Genomic DNA, 19,841 nt, shown 5'->3' with positions numbered 1-19,841 from the left:
GTGGCGATCCCTCGCCAGAGGTGATTACAGCGACTGGTGCGCGGTTTCTTTGGCTTTCCATAAGGCAAACAAAGTAATCGCCAGCGCCAGCGTCACATACAGTGACACCCACAGCGTGCTGCCCAGCTCTTTGTACAGCGAGGTAATGATCAGCGGGGCAAAACCGCCGCCGATGATGCCGGCCAGCGTATAGGCCAGTGACGAACCGGCATAGCGCACGTGGCTCGGGAACTGCTCGGTGACAAACGCCGCCTGCGGACCGTACATCACGGCGTGAATCAGCAGGCCAATCACCACCGCCAGCACAATCAGCCACGGCTGGGTGCTGTCGAGCAGAACAAAAAACACAAACGACCAGACAATAGCCAGCAGCGCACCGGCAATGTACACCGGACGGCGGCCAAGGCGGTCGGACAGCGCGCCAAACAGCGGCACCGTCAACGCGTTGCCAATCGCGCCGACCATCGTTGCCATCAGCGCCAGCGGACGTGGCAGCTGTAATACGGTGGTGACGTATGTCAGGGTGAACACCACCACCAGCGCGTACAGCACATCAGAGCCGATGCGCGAGCCGCCGGCGATCAGCAGTTCACGTGGATAGCGCAGGAACACCTCTTTCAGCGGCGTGTGGCTGGTTTTCTCCGCCTGCTGCATCGCCACGAAAGTCGGGGTTTCTTCCACGCCGCGCCGCAGCCACAGGCCGAACATCACCAGCAGCAGACTGAGCAGGAACGGGATGCGCCAGCCCCACTCCTGAAACTGCTCGCCGCTGAGTGACAACGTCACTAAAGTGATAAACCCGGTGCCAATCAGCGTGCCGCAGGAAGGCCCGACCTGGGCGAACGAGGCGTTACGCCCGCGCTTACTGGCTTCGCCGTGCTCCATGGAGAGCAACACCGCGCCGGCCCATTCGCCGCCCAGCGCGATGCCCTGCACAAAGCGCAGCGCCACCAGCAGAATCGGGCTCCAGATGCCCCATAGCGCATAACCGGGCAGCATGCCCATCAACGCCGTGGTCACGCCCATGATCACCAGCGTGGTGATCAAGACCGCCTTGCGTCCGGCGACATCCCCGAGATGGCCAAAGATAAAACCACCCACCGGACGTGATACATAACCGACCGCGTAAGTTGAAAACGCCAGAATGGTCCCGACCAGCGGATCGAAGCTGGGGAAAAACACATGGTTAAACACCAGCGCCGCCATGATGTTGTAAACGGTAAAGTCGTACCACTCCAGCGCGGTGCCGATGGAGCTGGCCGCGGCAAGACGGCCGGTGTGGGTTTTCCCTGCTGCGGCACGCGCGGCGTGCGGCAGAGTAGAATCAGTATTCGCCATGAGCCATCTCCTGTTTAGTGAGCTGCCAGCTAAGCGCATAAAATTCAGCGCGGGCATTGAGCGCCTGTGACGCGGCGGCCGCCAGTGTCTGGCAGGCATCGGCGCACGAACAGCTGAGCAGCAGCATTGGCCGCATGGCGCGCTGCGCCCGATCTTCCTGCGGCAGCGGCGTGCTCAGCGTGGTGTCCGGCGTGAGTAAGCGCGAGGCGATATAGCCCGGCACCGTGGCAACCTGCTGCTGCCAGGCGTTGAGCGTTGCAGTTTCAATGCCAGCCTGTAGCGTTAGCACCGCGAGGTGGCTGCCGCTGCCCTGACCGTGCTGCTGAGTGATGGCGCACACGCGGCGCATCGGTTTGATCATCCGCTCCAGGTTTTTTACCGACCACGGCGTCTGGCGCGTGAAAGCGGCGTAGTAATCGGCGCTGGTAAAGGTTTCCAGCGAGCGGGTTTCATACAGTCCAAGGTACTTGCGTTCAGCATTCAGCGCCTGATAGCGCGTGCCGCTGAGAAAGCCGTCGATGGCGACGCGCTCGGCGACATGTTCATGGTCATACCATTGATTGAAATCAGCTTCGTTTTCAGCGGCGACGTTGGTGGCGACGAACAGCATGCCGTGAGGATGTGTCATTTTCAGAGACTCCGTTGCAGGATGGATTCAAGCACCAGCGCCCAGCTAAGCAGCGCGGCATCGTGGCCATGGGTGGCGGCCAGCATCAGACCCACCGGCGCACTGCCGGGCTGATGACAAGGCAGGGAGATGGCGCAGCCGTCCAGCATGTTGATCACGCTGGTGTTGCGCAGCATCAGCAGGTTGACCTGGCGATAGCGCTCCGGGTCGTCGAGTTCGGCGATGGTCGGCGCAATCAGCGGCACGGTGGGCAGCAGCAGGCCATCGAACGGTGCCACCGCCTGCTCCACCCGCTGCCGCCAGTCGGCGCGCTGCTGATACAACAGTTGTGCGTCAGCCTCATTCAGCAACGCGCCGCGCTCAATGCGCATCCGTACCTGCGGGTCATAATCCGCCGCGTGCGACTGCAGCAGCGACTGATGCCACTGCCAGGCTTCCCAGGCGGTGATGCCGCCTCGGGCGTTCATGGTTTCCAGTTCCGCCAGTTCAGGCAGCGGCAGCTCGGTGAGCGTGGCACCCTGCGCGCGCAGCTGTGCCAGCGCGTAGTGCCACGCCTGGCTGACCGCGAGATCCAGCCCGTCCAGCACCCGGGTCTGTGGAATCGCAAAGTGCGCCCGCGTGATATCACGCTCTGCCAGCTGCAAAGGCCGATCGGCGATGACGCTGTCGAGCAGCCAGCAGCTGCGCACGTCATGGGCAATTACGCCAATACTGTCGAGTGCCGCCGATAGCGGTAGCGTGCCAGCCTGATTGATGCGGCTGGCGCTGGGTTTGAAGCCGGTCAGCCCGCACAGCGCCGCCGGTATCCGCACCGAGCCGCCGGTGTCCGTGCCGACCGCCGCGAGGCACATGCCGTCGGCCACCGCCACCGCCGCGCCGGATGAAGAACCGCCGGGAATGCGTTTTTCGCCGCGCTGCCATGGGTTTGCCGGCGTGCCATAGTGCGGATTGATACCGAGCCCGGAAAAAGCGAACTCGGTCATGTTGGTTTTGCCGACGACAGCGGCACCGGCCTGTTTCAGCTGCTGCACGATATGCGCGTCGCGCGCGGCGGGCGGCGCATCCGCCAGTACGCGCGAGCCGGCGCAGGTGGGTTCGTCCGCCACATCAAACAGGTCTTTGATGCTGATCGGCAGTCCATCAATCGGGCTGCGCGGCTGCTGCTGTTGCCAGCGCGTATCAGCCTGCTGCGCCTGCTGAACGGCGCGGTCGGCGTAGGTCCGCGTAAACACGCGTGCGCCTTCGCCTGACGGCTGCTCAGCGGCGCGTAGTGCCTGTTGCGTCGCGGCGCTTGCGGTGAGGTCTCCGGCGCGCAGTTGCTGGCTCGCCTGCCATAAGGTGGTCATATGCGTCTCCTCAGGCAATCACCGGCAGCGCGCCGGTGACATAGTGATGTTCCAGCGTGCGATTCAGCAGCGGATCGTGCAGCGCCATGCGGAACTCACTGGCCGGACGGATGCCGCCAATCGCGCTCAACGTGCCGCATGACATCGCAAAGCCTTCGCTGACCGGGCGATCGCCAAAGTAGCGCGCCAGCAGATCCATCGGCGTGAGCAGAGAGTCGAGCGTGCCCTGCTGATAAGTCACCCAGTCGCCGTTGACTTTGATCCACGCGCGCAGCTCCAGCCGATCCCAGTGCGGCTCAACCTCTGCCATACGCCACGCATGACCGGCGACCGGCTTGACGCAGGCCTGCTTCGACAGTGCCACGCTGAAGGTTTCCAGGTGACGATCGGTGTGATCAGAAATCAGCGACACCCAGTATTCGCCGCGATGGAAAAACACAAACGGCTCGGCTTCGCCGGAGGTTTGCTCGCCCACCACTTCCAGCGGGCTGTGCTGCGCCAGCTGCTGGGTGGCTACGCGATAAAACAGCGGGACTGCACCAGGTGCGGGCACGCCCAGCGCCTCCAGCTCCCTGATATGGTGCAGCACTGCCGCCTGGTCGCGGCCAACCCATCCGGCAATGACCAGCTGCTTAATGTCGACATCCAGCACCGGGGCGGCTTGTGAGTCGGTTGTAAAGCGTAAATGCATGCGATGATCTCCTGATGAAAAATGCGTGTGAAATTTCACTGCAATTTCAAGATAGCCATTTTCATGCCAGGTTTTTGTGTAAGATGTCTCAGTACCCAAATAAGGATCTGCGTGATGAGTGATTCAGTTGCTGAAAATGTGAAGTCACAGGCCGGACAAAAAAGCGTTTCATTGAATGAACAGGCCTATCTGGCGTTCAGGCATCGCCTGATTACGCTGCGCTATAAGCCAGGTGAATATCTCAATACCGCGCAGGTGATGGAGGATCTGGCAATGGGCCGCACGCCGGTTAACCAGGCAGTACATCGGCTGGCGACCGAAGGGTTACTGCAGATTATCCCGCGTAAAGGGGTGATGGTGGCACCGCTGTCGATTGACGATGCGCTGGAGCTGATTGAAGTGCGGCTGGTAAATGAAGCGCTGTGCCTGCGGCTGGCGACGCAGCGCGTGAATCCGGCGCAGATTGCCCAGCTACAGGCGCTGAATCAGCGCATCGCCGCCGCCAGTGTGGCGCGCGACCGTGAGCAGATGATGCTGCTGGACCGCGAGTTTCATCAGGTGCTGGCTGACATCGCCGGCAACGGTCGTCTGTCAGATATCCTCAGCATCATTCACGCCCAGGCGCAGCGCTTCTGGGCAACCACCCTGTCGAGCGCGCAGCACATGCAGGAGGTGATTGCCGAGCATGACGCAATCATTGCGGCGCTGGCGCAGGGTGACGTAACACGGGCAGAAGACGCTGCGCGCGTGCACATCTATTCGTTCAAGCAGGCGCTGCTGAACGCCTGATTTTAGCCAGGGTAAAACGGGCCGGGACCAACGGATTCACGCATAATCAGCTCGCCGGCAAAGGTTTTGCGGTTACGCATTTCGCCGCCGTCGAGCATCGACACCAGGCGTTCAATGGTTTCCTCGATCATGCCGGTCACCGGCATGCGCACGCTGGCCAGCGCCGGAATGGTATAGGGCGCCAGCGGAATATCGTCGAAACCCAGCACCGACACCTGCTGCGGCACGCGGATGTTATGCGCCGCCAGCGCTTTCAGCGCGCCCACCGCCATCTCATCGTTACTGGCGACCAGCGCGCTGAACGGTTTACCACGCGCCAGCAGCGTTTCCACTGCCGCCGCCCCGTGCTGCGCCTGCCATTTGCCTTCCACTACCAGTGCGTCATCCGCCACCAGCTGATGCTGCGCCAGTGCCGCGTGATAACCGGCCAGGCGCTCGCGCCCGGTCGGCGAGTCGAGCGATCCGGTGATAAAAGCGATATCGCGATGGCCGAGCGCAATCAGCTGCGCCACCGCCTCGGCGCTGGTGCGCTGCTGATCGGAGTAGATGCAGTAACTGTCGTGCTGACGCAGCCGCCGGTTGATCACCAGAATCGGATGGCGGTGCTGGGCAATGATGCTGTCCATCTCATCGATGGTGAGAAAACGCGGATAGATGATCACGCCATCGCAGCGCAGATCGAGCAGAAACTGAATCGCCGCACGCTCCTCTTCGGCGCTGTGTTTGCCGTCCACCAGCAGTAGCTGACGGCCCTGCTGCTCAAGAATACGCGCCGAATGCTGCATCATTTCGCTGAAATAGCTGCCGGTATACAGCGTGTTGGTGATCACCAGGCCGATGGTCTGGCTGGATTTAGTCGCCAGATTGCGCGCCAGCAAATTCGGCCGGAAGCCGGTCTCGGCAATCGCCTGGTACACCCGATCGCGCTTCTCCTGGCTGACGTAGCCGTTGCCGGACAACACGCGCGACACCGTCGCTTTTGACACGCCGGCCTTTTTTGCCACCTCAAGTATGGTTGCCATGCTTCACTCTGCTTCGCTGCTCATCGCCTCAGTGTACCTAAGCGATGAATAAGACGGGGAATTTTCTTGTCACCCTGCGCCTGCGGGTGAAGATCCCGCCGCACGTCAGCCGATCAACATCACAAAATTAAAACGAAGATAGCGATTTTTCTTGTCTGAATGAATGCGCCTGTTCATGATTTTGTGAAACCGGTTTCTCATGAACACATAACAGCCAGACGAAACCGACGTTTCCTCTACCCTACAATCAGAGACAAACATTCATGGCGACCAACTACGCTGACGCCGCACGAGCCATTGTGGCCTCGCTCGGCGGATTAGAGAATATTGAAGCCGTTACCCACTGCATGACACGCCTGCGCTTCGTGGTGAAAGACAGCGCGCGCGTCGACAACGCTACGCTGAAAGCCATTCCCGGCGTAATGGGCGTGGTGCACACCGACAGTCAGTGTCAGGTGATCATCGGCAACAACGTCAATCTCGCCTTTCAGGAAGTGATGAAACTCGGCACGCCGGGCAACAGCGGCAGCGCGCCGGTGAAACGGAAAATCACGCTGCGCAGTATCGGCGCGGGCATTCTCGATGCGCTGGTCGGCACCATGTCACCGCTGATCCCGGCGATCATTGGCGGATCGATGGTGAAACTGCTGGCGATGATGCTGGAGATGAGCGGCGTGCTGCCCAAAGGCTCGTCGACGTTGATCATCCTGAATGTGATTGGTGACGGCGCCTTCTTCTTCCTGCCGGTGATGGTGGCGGCTTCGGCAGCGCTGAAATTTAAAACCAATATGTCGCTGGCGATTGCCATTGCCGGCGTGCTGGTGCATCCCAATTTTATCGATCTGATGGCCAAAGCGGCGCAGGGTCAGGTGGTGGAATTCGCCTCGGTGCCCGTCACTGCGGTGAAATACACCTACACGGTAATCCCCGCGCTGGTGATGACGTGGATTCTGGCGCACATCGAATACTGGGTCGATCGCTTTACCCCGGCGGTGACCAAAAACTTCCTTAAACCGATGCTGATTGTGCTGATTGCAGCCCCCATCGCCATCGTCTTTATTGGCCCACTCGGTATCTGGATCGGTAGCGGCATTTCGGCGCTGGTGTACACCATTCACGGTTATCTCGGCTGGCTGTCGGTGGCGATCATGGGCGGGCTGTGGCCGCTGCTGGTAATGACCGGCATGCATCGCGTGTTTACCCCGACCATTATTCAGACCATCGCTGAGACCGGCAAAGAAGGCATGGTAATGCCGTCGGAAATTGGCGCCAACCTGTCACTGGGCGGCTCATCGCTGGCGGTGGCGTTCAAAACCAAAAATCCGGAACTGCGGCAGACGGCGTTCGCGGCGGCAGCTTCCGCTATCGTCGCCGGCATTTCCGAACCGGCGCTGTACGGCGTGGCGGTGCGCCTGAAGCGTCCGCTGATTGCCAGCCTGATCAGCGGCTTTATCTGTGGCGCGGTGGCCGGCATTGGCGGCCTCGCCAGCCACTCGATGGCCTCACCGGGCCTGTTTACCAGCGTACAGTTTTTCGATCCCACCAACCCGATGAGCATCGTCTGGGTGGCTGGCGTGATGGTGCTGTCAGTGGTGCTGTCATTCATTCTGACGCTGATTCTTGGCTTTGAAGATATTCCGGTGACGGAGACCGCGCCGCGCCCCGGTAAGTCGGAAGCGGCAAAGCCGGTCAGCGCAAACTAATAATGGACTGTGATTGAGGTGAGTGATGTCTGAAGTGACATTTCCTGCGGGATTTTTATGGGGCGGCGCATTAGCCGCCAACCAGTCAGAGGGGAGTTATCGCGCCGGCGGTAAAGGCTTAACCACGGTGGACATGATTCCCCACGGCGAGCACCGTATGGCGGTTAAGCTGGGGCTGGAGCCGCGCTTTACGCTGCGCGACGATGAGTTCTATCCGAGCCACGACGCCATCGATTTTTATCACCGCTATAAAGAAGATATCGCCCTGATGGCGGAGATGGGCTTCACGGTGTTTCGCACCTCCATCGCCTGGAGTCGCATTTATCCCAACGGCGATGAGCTGACGCCGAACGCGGCAGGCATTGCCTTCTATCGCAGCGTATTTGAAGAGTGTCGCAAGTACGGCATCGAACCGCTGGTCACGCTGTGTCACTTCGATGTGCCGATGCATCTGGTCACCGAATACGGCTCGTGGCGCAACCGTAAAATGATCGATTTCTTCGCGCGCTACGCCCGCACCTGCTTCGAAGCGTTTGATGGTCTGGTGAAATACTGGCTGACCTTCAATGAGATCAATATCCTGTTGCACAGCCCGTTCTCCGGTGCCGGTCTGGTGTTCGCGCCGGATGAGCATCACGAACAAGTGAAATATCAGGCAGCACATCATGAACTGGTCGCCAGTGCGCTGGTAACCAAAATCGCCCATGAGATCAATCCGAAGAATCAGATTGGCTGCATGCTGGCCGGCGGCAACTTCTATCCGTGGTCCTGCAAGCCGGAAGATGTGTGGGCCGCGTTACAGAAAGATCGCGAGAACTTATTCTTTATCGATGTCCAGGCGCGCGGCGCTTATCCCGCTTATGCCGCCCGGGTATTTCGCGAGAAAGGCGTGGAGATTGTCATGGCGGAAGGCGATGACGAACTGCTGCGCCACACCGTCGATTTCATCTCCTTCAGCTATTACGCCTCGCGCTGCGCGTCGGCAGAGATGAATGAACAGAACAGCAGCGCCGCCAACGTGGTGAAGTCGCTGACCAATCCGCATCTGGCGCGCAGCGCCTGGGGCTGGGGCATTGATCCCCTTGGCCTGCGCATCACCATGAATATGATGTACGACCGCTATCAGAAGCCGCTGTTTCTGGTGGAAAACGGTCTCGGCGCGCACGATGAAATCAATGCCAGCGGGGAAATTGCAGACGATTACCGCATCAGCTACCTGCAACAGCACATTCGCGCTATGGGTGAAGCGATTGCTGACGGCGTGCCGGTGATGGGCTACACCACCTGGGGCTGCATCGATCTGGTCGCGGCGTCGACCGGTGAAATGAGTAAACGCTACGGATTTGTCTATGTCGATCGCGACGACCACGGCAACGGCACGCTCAACCGGCTGCGCAAAAAATCCTTCTGGTGGTATCAGCGGGTCATTGCCAGCAACGGCCGGGATTTGGATTTTAATTAAAAAAATGCGGTGAATGGCGCTGAATGATTGTTCAATTCAGGGCCATTGCGCCACAAAGGGAATATCCAGCGGCGCCAGGCAAATCTTTTTGCGAAAAATCGCGCCGCTGCGCTAATTTTGCTGCGGGAATATCCGGCAGAAGTCAGCCTTAATACGCTTATTCTGCTGCGTTTTTATTCATTCCTCTTTTAACTCTCTATTTAAATCCGGTCCTGACGAATTTATTCTACCCTGCCCGATCGCGGTATCAGCGCCTGTACGGCAATACTCTTTTGTACAGCGCGATGGTACTATTTCCCGGTTGCTGTTCAGAGATAGCGCTATGTTACAACTACAATTAAAGGTGAAGGGCGACAGCCAGCTGCTCTATTTATTGCAGGGCCTGCGCGCATTTCTTCCCGTATTTTCTCTCATTTATCTCCTCTGTTTTCCTGCTGCTCAGGCGGCAAACAGTGCGGTTCAGCGTGACGATCAGGCTAACCGCATCGTCAGCGGCATCATCAGTTTTAGCCACTGGCCACAGTTAACACAGCCGCCACAGCTGTGCGTATTCGCTTCAGCACAGCACCTTGCGCAGCCTCAGGGCCCGACGCCGTTCAGCGTGGTGTGGATTAACCAGACCAGCGAACTCAGCCGCCAGCGCTGCGATGCCATTTACTTCGGCGATCAGACGCCGCAGCAGCAAACTGAACTGCTGGCGATGCTACAGGGTAAATCCGTCCTGTCCATCGCGGAAAACAACCCGGACTGTGCGGTTGGCGCGGCCTTTTGTCTGATCTTTAACCGCGATCACACTGCATTTTCCGTCAACCTTGACTCGCTGGCGCGCAGCGGTGTCAGAGTGAGCCCGGACGTGTTGTTGCTGTCCCGCAAAGGAAGCAAATAAGATGAAGTTTGATAGCATAAAAAATGATAAATCATCGATTCGCAATAAGTTGCGTCGTATCAGCACCGTCAATGCCGCCGTGATATTACTGCTGTGCTGGCTGCTGCTGACATCGACGTCTTTACTGTTTATTAAACGCTATGAGAAAAGAAACCTCGAACTCATTGCCGCCACACTCAGCACCAGCCTGACCGCCGCGACGGTATTTGAAGACAGCTATGATGCCCGCAACAAAATAGCCCTGCTCGGCAATGAAGGGATGTTTGCCTCCGCGAAGCTGGTCACGGCGGGCAATACCGTACTGGTGGACTGGCACGATCGCCAGCAAGAGAGCGGCTGGTATGAAACGCTACTGCGTCGCTGGATTTATCAGCAGCCGCTGGCGGTGGAAATTAATCACGCTGAAACTCAGGTCGGCCATTTAATGCTGGCCGGCACCGTCAGCGGTGCAGCCGATTTTATTCGCTATTCGGTGATGATTTTATCCATCGGTATGCTGTGCGTGCTGGTGATTTCCTGCCTGCTGAGTGAATTTCTGCATCGTGGTATTCTGCGCTCGCTGCGCAATATCACCAGCGCCATCCATTACGTGATTCGCTCTGGCGATTTCTCGACGCGCGTACCGCAAAATCCGACCAAAGAGTTTCAGCTGTTTTCGGAAGATCTCAACTCGCTGCTGAGTGAAATGCAGACGCTAAAAGCCTCGCTGCTGCGCGATAACCGTTCACTGGCGGCCAAAGCGCTGGAGGATCCATTAACCGGACTGGCCAACCGCTCGGCGTTCGTTGGCCGCCTGTCGCAGTTGCTCGATCAGCAGCTGGCGCATGAGAATTTTGTGCTGCTGTTTCTCGACGGCGATCGCTTCAAGAGCATTAACGATAACTGGGGCCATGCCGCCGGTGATGAAGTGTTGAAGGCCATTGCGGCGCGCCTCAGCGCGCTGGCGTATCAGGACGATCTGGTGGCGCGGCTGGGCGGTGACGAGTTTGCCATGCTGATTACCAGCCGCACCTCAGAAGCCGATCTGCAGCAGCTGACGGAAGATATTCGTACCGCAATCGCGCAATCGATTGTGATTTCGGAAGGCACGCAGATCACCACATCGGTGACCATCGGCTACGCCTGGTCGCAGCATGGCGATTCGGTGGCGTCGATTCTGGAGCGCGCCGATATGCACATGTATAAAAACAAAGGAATGAGTAAGATACGCGTATGAAACTGAAATCATGTTTGCTTGTTATGGTGCTGGCCTGTGTCGGCTGTCAGTCAACCGGGCGTTTTAGCGACGCGCAGATTAAAGCGATGCGCGACGCCGGCTTCAGCGAAAACGCCGAAGGCTGGGGACTGGGGCTGTCCGATAAGATCCTGTTTGGCATCAATGAATCTGACCTGACGCCCGCCAGCAAAGCCAGCATTGCGCAGATGGCGAAAAGCCTGGCCGCTACCGGCATTGAACATCTGCGCGTTGACGGCCACACCGATAACTACGGCAAAGCAGATTACAACCAGCAGCTGTCGCTGAAACGCGCCAACGCGGTGGCCGATCAGTGGGCCTCCGGCGCGGCGATTCCACGGCAAAACATCGTGACGCGCGGGCTGGGCATGAGCGCGCCGGTCGCCAGCAATAACACTGCGCAGGGCCGGGCGCAAAATCGCCGCGTCGCCATTGTGATCACGGCGCCGTAAGCGGTTAATCAGCGCGTCTGCGCATAGTCATACAGGCGATCGCGTGCGAGGTTCTTCATTTTGACTTCGCACATGATGTCGAAGCGATCAAACGACAGCGCCCAGTCATTCAGCGTCTGGTTGAAATAGTAGTCAGAATGGGCGCGCAGCTTCGGCTTTGAGGCGGCGAGTTGCTCCTGATCGGGAAAGCCGCTCTCCGGGATCAACCCTTCCTGGGCGATCGAATAGTGCAGCACCGGCCGCACGCCGCGCCACGACTCCAGAATCAGCGCCACGCGCGCATCGCTGGCCTGAATAAACTGATTCTCTTTCACCCAGTGATGGTGAATATCCAGCACCACCGGACAGAGCGCGCGCGCCTGCAAGACGTCATCCAGCGAGCAGGAAATTTCGTCATTTTCCACCGTCAGCATATTGCGGGCTTCCGGGCTGAGGCGCATAAACGCCGCGCGAAAACCCTCTATACCGCGCTTGCCGTTCATGTGGATATTGATTTTGAAATCCTGAAACTGCCTGCCGTAGCCCATCAGCACCGCGCACAGCGTGTGGTACTCGACATCATCCAGCGCCCGATCCACCACGTCATCATTATCCGAAGCCAGCACCGTATACTGGCCGGGATGGAATGACAGGCGAATGTTGTGCGCGCGGGCCAATTCGCCGCAGCGGCTAAACAGCGGCTGCAATTCGGGCAGAATATCGCCATACAGTTCAGTGGCCAGCGGCACGGTGTACAGCGGCAGCAGATCGCTGCCGATGCGCATCATGCGTAATGCATCCGGCTGCTGCGCCAGCTGTTCCAGCGTCAGAGAGAGGTTCTGCAGGTTATTTTGTGCCAGTGCCAGCAGCAGCGTGGCCGCCGCGTTACGCTCCATAGCGAGAAAGCGTGTGCGGGTGGTGGTTTTAAATGGAAATGGCTGTTTAGCCTCAGAATCAAAGTACTTACACGCAAAACCCAATTTCATTATGTTCCCCTTCAGGTCAGCTAGTGAGTCTAGCTGCCGCTGGCAATTATGCGAGGAACGCCGCGTGATTAAACGGGCAGCCGCCTTGCACGGCTGCCCGCACTGTTACACGCTCGGGTAAGTGATATTGCTGCCCGGCGCTTCACGATGCAGATGGATAAAGTTCAGGTGACGCTCGTACTGATCGAGAATGTCGATAATCACCTGCTCCTTGTTGTAGTCCATCAGATCGTTGCCCTGGCTGCCCTCCAGCAGGAAGGTTTCCAGCCGGTAATAGTGCGACTTACCGCTGCGGGCGCGATAGGTGAAGCCCGGCACCGAGTACTGCTGCGGCCACACCTGATAGACGAAATCCTGCTCCTCGCCGAGGTGCACGCGCAGATCAAGGTAGCCCAGCGGCTGGCCCTCTTCCGGCGCAACGCTCTCCAGCGATACGCGACCGCCGCGCAGCTCCAGCTCTTTGGCGACATCCTGCATCGCCGGATAGATCACGGTTTCCATCATCTGCTGGGTATAGCGCGTGCCCGGGTAGTTCATCAGGCGCGACAGCCGCTTTTTCCAGCTCAGACGATCATTGCTCGCCGGAATATAGGGCGCGGTATCACGGCTGGCGCTGGCGCGGCGATGATCTTCCACTTTGAGTGATTTATACAGCCCGGCCATCACAAAGAAAATCACGAAGCTGAACGGCAGGCCCATGATCACCGTGGTGTTTTGCAGCGCAGAGATGCCGTTGGTCATCAGCATGCCCATGGTCAGCACGCCAATCGCCACCGACCAGAAAATGCGCAGCCAGTTTGGCGCATCGCTGTTGATATCCTTCAGCTTCGAGGTGAAGTTCCCCAGCACCAGCGAGCCGGAATCCGCCGAGGTAACATAAAACAGCATGCCAGTAATGGTGGCGACCGAGGCGCTGAACTTAAACGCCGGATACTGCGCCAGCAGGCTGTAGAACCCGCGCTCGGCATGCGCCATCACTTCCTGGGCAAAACCGGCATCGCCGTGGATGATCTCGTACAGCGCCGCGTTACCGAACACCGACAGCCACAGCAGCGTGAAGGTGAACGGGATAATCAGCGTGCCGAGCACAAACTCACGGATGGTGCGGCCACGGGAAATACGGGCGAGGAACAGGCCGACAAACGGCGACCACGCCACCCACCACGCCCAGAAAAACAGCGTCCAGCTGTTCATCCACTGCGTCGGACGATCAAACGCAAAGGTGTTGAGCGTCATGCCCATAAAGCGGTTGATGTAATCACCGACGTTCAGCACCAGCGCGTTGAGCAGGAAATCCGTCTTGCCCATAAACAGCACAAACAGAATCAGACCGAGCGCCAGCGCGACATTCAGCTCCGATAGAATGCGGATGCCTTTATCCACGCCCGAGGTCACCGAAATGGTGGCAATCACCACCGACAGTACAATCAGCGCCATCTGCGCCGTCAGCCCTTCCGGCACATCAAATAACACTTTCAGCCCGTAGTTGAGCTGTACCACGCCGATACCCAGCGTGGTGGCGATACCAAAAATGGTGCCGATCACCGCCGCGATATCCACCGTGTGGCCAATCGGGCCGTTAATGCGTTTGCCGAAGATCGGATAGAGCGCTGAGCGAATGGTGAGCGGCAGATTATAGCGGTAGCTGAAGTAGCCGAGCGCGATGCCCATCAGCGCATACATCGACCAGCCGGTCAGACCGTAGTGAAACAGCGTCCACACCATCGCCTGACGCGCCGCTTCCAGGGTCTGACCGGCCCCTTCCGGCGGCTGCATATACTGCGTGACCGGTTCCGCCACCGAGAAGAACATCAAATCGATGCCGATGCCGGCGGCAAACAACATCGCCGACCAGCTCAGCAGACTGAATTCGGGTTTGGACTGCTCCGGGCCCAGCTTGATGGCGCCGTAGCGTGAACAGGCCATATAGATGACGAAGACGATATACAGCGTGGCGGCCAGCATGTAGTACCAGCCAAAAGTGGACGATACCCAGTTGACGGCGCTCTGGATCCAGCCGGCAGCGAGATCGCTGTACAAAATGGTGACAAGTGAAAATGTCAGAATCAGTCCGGCAGAGGTGTAAAACACCACGGGATTGATTCTGTCTTTTTCACTGGCAGGTGGATTAATCATCGGTTACCTCTGGTTAATTTCCTGTAATTATTCAATGAAGTAGCAGGGCCGTAGCGATCGGCCTTATCGGTATCGTTCTCCTGTTTTCCCTCCTGATTGTTCGGCACGGTTCAGTATTCACCTTCCCGTTGCGCTTTCATAACAACCGAAGCACAGTATCCTAACAAGTTTCTTTTTTATATTGAACGTGCAATCAAAAAAAGTTTTAATAGGGGTCTTACATTGCGGTGGAGCTGGAGTCATGCCAAAGGTGGGAATGCAGCCGATACGTCGTCGGCAACTGATTGATGCGACCCTGAGTACCATTAACGAAGTCGGGATCAATGACGCGACCATTGCGCAGATTGCGCGGCGCGCCGGCGTCTCGACCGGCATCATCAGCCACTACTTCAAAGACAAAAACGGTTTGCTGGAAGCCACCATGCGCGACGTGACGCGTCAGCTGCGTGATGCGGTGGCGGCACGACTGAAACCGCTGGCGGGAGCCGGCACCGAAGCGCGCCTGCTGGCGATTGTCGAAGGTAACTTCGACGACACCCAGGTGCACAGCGCGGCGATGAAAGCGTGGCTGGACTTCTGGGCCAGCAGCATGCATCAGCCGCAGCTGGGTCGCCTGGAACGCGTCAGCAGCCGTCGCCTGTTTTCCGCGCTCGCTGCCGAGTTTCGCCGCGAGCTGCCGCGTGAGCAGGCGCGGCTGGCCGCGCACGGTCTGGCCTCGCTGATTGATGGCCTGTGGCTGCGCGCCGCGCTGAGCGGCAAACCGTTTGATCTGGCGATTGCCAGAACGCTCACCACCCAATTCATTCGCCAGCAGCTGGCTGGCGCCGCGAATCACTGAGGAAGGAGCAACCATGTCCCGATTCACCGAGCAGCATTTATACATTGATGGTCAATACGTTGCCGCAGCAGCGGGCGACACATTCCAGACCATCAACCCGGCCAATGGCGAAGTGCTGGCCGAGGTCCATGAAGCCGCGCAGGCGGATGTCGATCGCGCGGTCGCCGCCGCGCAAAAAGGCCAGAAAATCTGGGCGGCCATGACGGCGATGGAGCGGTCACGCATCCTGCGCCGTGCGGTGGATATCCTGCGCGAGCGTAACGATGAGCTGGCGGCGCTGGAAACCCTCGACACCGGTAAACCGCTGAGTGAAACCCAGGCGGTGGACATTGTTACCGGTGCCGATGTGCTGGAGTACTACGCCGGCCTGATCCCGGCGCTTGAAGGCCAGCAGATCCCGCTGCGTGATACCTCCTTCGTCTATACGCGGCGCGAACCGCTTGGCGTGGTCGCCGGGATTGGCGCATGGAACTATCCGATTCAGATCGCGCTGTGGAAATCTGCACCGGCGCTGGCGGCTGGTAACGCGATGATCTTTAAACCCAGCGAAGTGACGCCGCTGAGCGCGCTGAAGCTGGCAGAAATCTACAGCGAAGCCGGCGTACCGGATGGCGTGTTCAATGTGCTGAACGGGCGCGGCGCGGTGACCGGTCAGCTGCTGACCGACCATCCGGGCATCGACAAAATCTCCTTCACCGGCGGCGTGACCAGCGGCAAAAAAGTGATGGCCAACGCGGCCGGCTCCACGCTGAAAGAGGTGACCATGGAGCTGGGCGGCAAATCGCCGCTGATCGTGTTTGACGACGCCGACCTCGATCTCGCCGCCGACATCGCCATGATGGCGAACTTCTACAGCTCCGGCCAGGTGTGCACCAACGGCACGCGCGTGTTTGTGCCGACGGCATTGCAGCAGGCGTTTGAGGCCAAAATCGCTGAACGCGTGGCGCGCATCAAAGCTGGCGATGTCAACGATCCGGCCACCAACTTTGGCCCGCTGGTCAGCTTCCCGCACCGTGACAATGTGTTGCGCTATATCGAATCCGGCATCAGCGAAGGCGCGCGCCTGCTGTGCGGCGGTAAACGTCTGAGCGGCGCAGCGTTTGATAACGGTGCCTGGGTAGAACCGACCGTGTTCACCGATTGCAGTGATGAGATGACCATCGTACGCGAAGAGATTTTCGGACCGGTGATGTCGATCCTGACCTACGACAGCGAGGAAGAAGTGGTGCGCCGCGCCAATGCCACCGAATACGGCCTGGCGGCGGGTCTGGTCACCCGGGATCTGAATCGCGCGCACCGCGTCATTCACCAGATTGAAGCGGGCATTTGCTGGATCAACACCTGGGGTGAATCCGCCGCTGAAATGCCGGTGGGCGGTTACAAGCACTCCGGTATCGGCCGCGAGAATGGCCTGATGACGCTGCAGAGCTACACCCAGGTGAAGTCTGTGCAGGTCGAACTGACCCGTTTTCAGTCGGTATTTTAATCAAGCTTAACCTGAGGAGCGACTAATGGAATTTGATTACATCATTATCGGAGCCGGATCCGCAGGGAACGTTTTGGCAACAAGACTGACCGAAGACAGCAGCGTGAACGTCCTGCTGCTGGAGGCCGGCGGTCCCGATTACCGCTTTGATTTCCGCACGCAAATGCCGGCGGCGCTGGCCTGGCCGTTACAGGGCAAACGCTACAACTGGGCGTACGAAACCGAGCCTGAGCCGCACATGAATAACCGCCGCATGGAGTGCGGACGCGGTAAAGGGCTGGGCGGTTCGTCGCTGATCAATGGCATGTGCTACATCCGCGGTAACGCCATGGATCTCGACAACTGGGCGCAGCAGCCGGGACTGGAAAACTGGACTTACCGCGACTGCCTGCCCTACTACCGCAAGTCGGAAACGCGCGATATCGGTGCTAATGATTATCACGGTGGCGAAGGCCCGGTGAGCATCACCACCTGTAAGCCTGGCAACAACCCGCTGTTCGCCGCGATGATTGAAGCCGGCGTGCAGGCGGGCTATCCGCGCACCGACGATCTCAACGGTTATCAGCAGGAAGGATTTGGTCCGATGGACCGTTTCGTGACGCCGCAGGGCCGCCGCTCCAGCACCGCGCGCGGTTATCTGGATACGGCAAAACAGCGTCCGAACCTGAAAATCATCACCCACGCCACCACCGATCGCATTCTGTTCGAGGGCAAACGCGCGGTCGGCGTGCAGTATCTGCACGGCGCCAGCGATACGTCGCACACCGTGCATGCGCGGCGTGAAGTGCTGCTGTGCGCAGGTGCTATCGCCTCGCCGCAGATTCTGCAGCGCTCCGGCGTTGGCGCGGCGGCATTGCTGAAGCAGCACGACATCCCGCTGGTGCATGATCTGCCGGGCGTCGGTGAAAACCTGCAGGATCATCTGGAGATGTACCTGCAGTACGAGTGCAAAGAGCCGGTATCGCTCTATCCGGCCCTGAAGTGGTGGAACCAGCCGAAAATCGGTGCCGAGTGGCTATTCAAAGGCACCGGTATCGGCGCCAGCAACCAGTTTGAAGGCGGTGGCTTTATCCGCAGCCGGGAAGAGTTTGCCTGGCCCAACATTCAGTACCACTTCCTGCCGGTGGCGATTAACTACAACGGCTCGAATGCGGTAGAAGCGCATGGCTTCCAGTGTCACGTCGGTTCGATGCGTTCGCCAAGCCGCGGTCACGTGCGCATTAAGTCGCGCGATCCGCGCCGGCATCCGGCGATTCTGTTCAACTACATGGCGCACGAGCAGGACTGGCATGAGTTCCGCGATGCCATCCGCATCACGCGGCAAATCATCAACCAGCCGGCGCTGGATAAGTATCGCGGCAAAGAGATCAGTCCGGGGCTGGAGTGCCAGAGCGACGAGCAGCTGGATGAGTTTGTGCGCAACCATGCTGAGACCGCTTACCATCCGTGCGGCACCTGTAAAATGGGCAGCGATGAGATGGCGGTTGTGGATGGCGAAGGTCGCGTACACGGCCTGCAGGGGCTGCGCGTGGTCGACGCCTCAATCATGCCGCTGATCATCACCGGTAACCTGAACGCCACCACCATCATGATTGGTGAGAAGATCGCCGACAACATTCGTGGTCGCCAGCCGCTGCCGCGCAGCGAAGCGGACTACTTCGTGGCGGGCGATCGCCCGGTGCGCGGCGAGCCGCTGCGCGCATAAAGCAGTGATGTCTCAGGGGGAGAACGTACGGTTCTCCCCTTTTTTTCGCCCTCTTCTCTCTCGTCACCCCGACTGCCATCAAGGCCTGTCAGACTTTGCGCCGCACGGTGCTGGTACCTGGGTTGATGTAGCAACCTAACAGTATGTTGTAACTAGAATACCTTAGCGCCTCCGCTAAGCGCCGGGCTTGTCCAGCGCCAGCGCCTGCAAAAAGCGTTGCAGGATGGCGTTGTGACGCGAGCCCTGGCGCGTAACGAGCGCGATTTGACTGTGGTAATGGAACTGCTGTGGCGCGAGGGCGCGCATCTGCTTTTTCTCCACCCACTGCGCGGCGTAGTGGTCCGGCAGGAAACCGATATAGCGCCCGGTGAGAATGAGAAACGCGATCCCTTCGCGATCGGAAGCGGTGGCACTGCAGTTCAGCTGCTGATGCAGCACAATCGCCTCCGCCGGCATGCGAAACAGCGGCGCTATTGCATCGCAGGCCGCCAGCGCGTGGTGTTCCGGCCGCTCCGCCTGGTTAAACAGCGGGTGCGCGTGGCTGCAATAGAGCTGCGCATGTTCATCATACAGCTGTGCGTACGCCAGCCCGGAGACCGGTGCCGCCATCGGCAGCGCACCCATGTGCAGGCGCCCTTCCAGCAGACCCCGCTCGATGTCCGCTGCGGTTAACATACTGATGTTGATACGAATCCCTGCCCCGCTCTCCCGCAGCGCCGCCAGTGCATGGGTGAGACGCATGCGCGGCTGCGTCACCAGATTATTGATGATGCCGATGTTGAACTCCCCGCGCAGCTGCTGATGCATCTGGTTCACCTGCTGGCGAAAATCTTCCACCGCCGCCATCATGGTCTCACTGTGTCGTAAAATTTCACGCCCTTCCTCAGTGAGCGCAAACCCGGCGCGACCGCGCTGGCACAGGCGCATGCCCAGCCGTTTTTCCAGATCGCTCATGTGCAGGCTGATGGCCGAGCGCGTAATGCCGAGCAGGCTTTCGGCGGCGGAAAAGCTGCCGCACTCGCTGACGGTTTTGAAAACGCGCAGCAGTCTGAGGTCGAAGTCGGTCACCTGGGCCAGCGTTTTCTTTTTCATTCAGGTGAGTAAATCCATAAGTGAAGACAAGTTAATTAGCATTTAACTTAACCGGCGGTGGATTGCAA

General features: G+C 59.0%; 17 protein-coding genes. 9 read left to right on the top strand and 8 right to left on the bottom strand.

Features of this window, described 5'->3' with window-relative positions:
• Positions 1-24: 24 nt before the first annotated feature.
• From AC6I8P_RS20520 to AC6I8P_RS20505, 4 genes are read right to left on the bottom strand one after another with little or no spacing between them, the layout of a single operon-like run.
• Positions 25-1,338 (bottom strand): MFS transporter, encoded by a 1,314-nt coding sequence (locus AC6I8P_RS20520; protein ID WP_132463711.1) that lies wholly within the window; start codon positions 1,336-1,338, stop codon positions 25-27.
• Positions 1,325-1,966: a hypothetical protein gene (locus tag AC6I8P_RS20515; RefSeq protein ID WP_498031304.1), complete on the bottom strand. Its 642-nt coding sequence runs from the start codon at positions 1,964-1,966 to the stop codon at positions 1,325-1,327. The genes AC6I8P_RS20520 and AC6I8P_RS20515 overlap by 14 nt, the downstream gene beginning before the upstream one ends.
• A 2-nt stretch (positions 1,967-1,968) precedes the next feature.
• Complete coding sequence (locus tag AC6I8P_RS20510; RefSeq protein WP_498031303.1) at positions 1,969-3,312, bottom strand: amidase; 1,344 nt, start codon at positions 3,310-3,312, stop codon at positions 1,969-1,971.
• A gap of 10 nt (positions 3,313-3,322) precedes the next feature.
• The gene (locus AC6I8P_RS20505) at positions 3,323-4,003 is read right to left on the bottom strand and encodes a DUF2848 domain-containing protein (RefSeq protein ID WP_104187226.1); all 681 of its coding nucleotides are present in this window, start codon (positions 4,001-4,003) and stop codon (positions 3,323-3,325) included.
• Positions 4,004-4,117: 114 nt separating this feature from the next.
• On the opposite strand from AC6I8P_RS20505, the gene AC6I8P_RS20500 reads away from it, so the two are divergent.
• Positions 4,118-4,792, top strand: a complete 675-nt coding sequence (locus AC6I8P_RS20500) for a GntR family transcriptional regulator (protein WP_058770544.1) — start codon at positions 4,118-4,120, stop codon at positions 4,790-4,792.
• A gap of 2 nt (positions 4,793-4,794) precedes the next feature.
• Here AC6I8P_RS20500 and AC6I8P_RS20495 read toward each other — a convergent pair whose 3' ends face one another.
• Positions 4,795-5,814, bottom strand: a complete 1,020-nt coding sequence (locus AC6I8P_RS20495; protein ID WP_059011305.1) for a LacI family DNA-binding transcriptional regulator — start codon at positions 5,812-5,814, stop codon at positions 4,795-4,797.
• Between the two features lie 263 nt (positions 5,815-6,077).
• On the opposite strand from AC6I8P_RS20495, the gene ascF reads away from it, so the two are divergent.
• The 5 genes from ascF to yfiB all read left to right on the top strand — a co-directional run bounded on the left by ascF (position 6,078) and on the right by yfiB (position 11,551).
• Complete coding sequence (ascF, locus tag AC6I8P_RS20490) at positions 6,078-7,517, top strand: PTS cellobiose/arbutin/salicin transporter subunit IIBC (RefSeq protein ID WP_481658157.1); 1,440 nt, start codon at positions 6,078-6,080, stop codon at positions 7,515-7,517.
• A 25-nt stretch (positions 7,518-7,542) separates the two neighbouring features.
• Complete coding sequence (locus AC6I8P_RS20485; protein ID WP_481658156.1) at positions 7,543-8,979, top strand: 6-phospho-beta-glucosidase; 1,437 nt, start codon at positions 7,543-7,545, stop codon at positions 8,977-8,979.
• Between the two features lie 322 nt (positions 8,980-9,301).
• On the top strand, positions 9,302-9,865 hold the full coding sequence (gene yfiR / locus AC6I8P_RS20480) for a regulatory sequestration protein YfiR (protein ID WP_429278761.1): 564 nt from the start codon (positions 9,302-9,304) through the stop codon (positions 9,863-9,865).
• Position 9,866: 1 nt separating this feature from the next.
• On the top strand, positions 9,867-11,081 hold the full coding sequence (gene dgcN, locus AC6I8P_RS20475) for a diguanylate cyclase DgcN/YfiN (protein WP_481658155.1): 1,215 nt from the start codon (positions 9,867-9,869) through the stop codon (positions 11,079-11,081).
• Positions 11,078-11,551, top strand: a complete 474-nt coding sequence (gene yfiB / locus AC6I8P_RS20470) for an outer membrane lipoprotein YfiB (protein WP_481658154.1) — start codon at positions 11,078-11,080, stop codon at positions 11,549-11,551. The genes dgcN and yfiB overlap by 4 nt, the downstream gene beginning before the upstream one ends.
• Before the next feature lie 8 nt (positions 11,552-11,559).
• On the opposite strand, the gene AC6I8P_RS20465 is transcribed toward yfiB, so the two are convergent.
• Complete coding sequence (locus AC6I8P_RS20465; protein WP_481658153.1) at positions 11,560-12,516, bottom strand: apurinic/apyrimidinic endonuclease family protein; 957 nt, start codon at positions 12,514-12,516, stop codon at positions 11,560-11,562.
• 105 nt (positions 12,517-12,621) lie between these two features.
• Positions 12,622-14,652: a choline transporter gene (locus tag AC6I8P_RS20460; protein ID WP_021509525.1), complete on the bottom strand. Its 2,031-nt coding sequence runs from the start codon at positions 14,650-14,652 to the stop codon at positions 12,622-12,624.
• A 241-nt stretch (positions 14,653-14,893) separates the two neighbouring features.
• Here AC6I8P_RS20460 and betI point away from each other — a divergent pair, with 241 nt between their 5' ends.
• Genes betI through betA form a run of 3 tightly spaced genes read left to right on the top strand, consistent with a single transcriptional unit; the run spans position 14,894 to position 18,681 of the window.
• Positions 14,894-15,490 (top strand): transcriptional regulator BetI, encoded by a 597-nt coding sequence (gene betI, locus AC6I8P_RS20455; protein ID WP_481658152.1) that lies wholly within the window; start codon positions 14,894-14,896, stop codon positions 15,488-15,490.
• Positions 15,491-15,503: 13 nt separating this feature from the next.
• Positions 15,504-16,976, top strand: coding sequence for a betaine-aldehyde dehydrogenase (gene betB / locus AC6I8P_RS20450; protein WP_481658151.1), 1,473 nt, complete (start codon positions 15,504-15,506; stop codon positions 16,974-16,976).
• A 25-nt stretch (positions 16,977-17,001) separates the two neighbouring features.
• Positions 17,002-18,681, top strand: coding sequence for a choline dehydrogenase (betA, locus tag AC6I8P_RS20445; protein ID WP_021509528.1), 1,680 nt, complete (start codon positions 17,002-17,004; stop codon positions 18,679-18,681).
• A 174-nt stretch (positions 18,682-18,855) separates the two neighbouring features.
• Here the strand turns inward: betA and AC6I8P_RS20440 are convergent, their stop codons facing one another.
• Complete coding sequence (locus tag AC6I8P_RS20440; protein WP_481658150.1) at positions 18,856-19,773, bottom strand: LysR family transcriptional regulator; 918 nt, start codon at positions 19,771-19,773, stop codon at positions 18,856-18,858.
• Between the last annotated feature and the right edge of the window lie 68 nt (positions 19,774-19,841).

This window comes from gamma proteobacterium symbiont of Lampromicra miyakona (assembly GCF_059730895.1).
Note: the sequence above shows the minus strand (reverse complement) of the source record. Positions and strands in the feature narration are given on the sequence as shown.